Here is a 1320-nt window from a genome sequence, read left to right as displayed (position 1 = left end):
CTCGACGCGGTTATGAGAACATGATTCACTTCCGGCATGGCAGCGGCAGCAGGAGGTGGCGATGCGTGGGACGGACGAGGCAAGCGGGTCGCTGTTCAGCTATGTTGATCTTGAGCAGCGGGTTCCGGATCGTCATCCGCTGCGGTTGATCCGTCGGGTCGTCAATGACGCGCTGGCCAGCCTGGATGCCGAGTTCGCCGCGCTCTACACCGATTTTGGCCGCCCCTCCATCGCGCCGGAGCGACTGATCCGTGCGAGCCTTCTTCAGCTCCTGTTCTCGATCCGCTCGGAACGGCAGCTAATGGAACAGATGGACTACAACCTGCTGTTTCGGTGGTTCGTCGGCCTTGGCATCGACGATCCGGTCTGGGTTCCTACGGTGTTTACCAAGAACCGCGATCGGCTGCTGACGACCGACATCTCGCGCAAGCTGATGGCCGCGATCCTGGCGCACCCGGAGGTCCGACCGCTCCTCTCGGATGAACACTTCTCGGTAGACGGCACATTGGTCAAGGCGTGGGCGTCCATGAAGAGCTTTCAGCCCAGGAACAGCGCACCGCCACCGCATGAGGATGATTTTGACGGACCGGCGCCACCGACCGACGCGACCTCCGCAAACACCGAACCGCAGCCCTAGCCGACCGAGACCCAGCCGATGCCCGACACGCCCCGCCATATCCGCAACGCCGAAGTGAATTTCCGGGGCCAGAAGCACTCGAACGCAACCCACACCTCTGTGACGGACCCCGATGCCCGTCTCTACAAGAAGGCGCCCGGTGCCGCGGCGACACTGTGCTTCATGGGGCATACGCTGATGGAGAACCGCAACGGGATGATCGTGCAGGCCGATCTGACCCACGCCGATGGTCACGGCGAGCGCAAGGCAGCGCTCGAGATGATCAACCGACACTCCCCCGGCTCGACCCGGCGCCTGACGCTGGGAGCAGACAAAGGTTATGACAGCGCCGAATTTATTGCCGCACTTAGGCGCATGGTTGTGACGCCGCATGTCGCGCAGAAGGCCCGGAGTTCCGCAATCGACGGGCGAACCACCCAGCATCCCGGTTATGCCTTGTCACAGCGGCGCAGGAAGAAGATCGAGGAACCCTTCGGCTGGGCCAAGACTGTGGGCGGCATGGCCCAGACTGTTCATCGCGGCCTTGACAGGGTCCGCGCCCAATTCACAATGACCATGGCAGCCTGCAATCTGGCCAGACTACCGAAACTCCTTGCCCCCTGACGAGGGGGCAAACCGGACCCTGCGTCCGCAGCCGCAAACAGTCACCTTCAAACCGTGGTGGCAAGAACAGCATCCTTAAA

The 1320-nt window shown here is 62.4% G+C and carries 1 pseudogene; it reads left to right on the top strand.

Going from position 1 to position 1320, the window contains the following annotated elements:
• Positions 1 to 61: 61 nt before the first annotated feature.
• A pseudogene (locus ACGYK9_RS19370) lies at positions 62 to 1240 on the top strand (IS5 family transposase).
• Positions 1241 to 1320 lie beyond the last annotated feature (80 nt).

The organism is Sulfitobacter sp. 1A15258 (genome assembly GCF_043557045.1).
Classification (GTDB): Bacteria; Pseudomonadota; Alphaproteobacteria; order Rhodobacterales; family Rhodobacteraceae; genus Sulfitobacter; species Sulfitobacter faviae.
The sequence above is the reverse complement of the archived record's forward strand: the minus strand, read 5'-3'. Positions and strand labels throughout refer to the sequence as shown.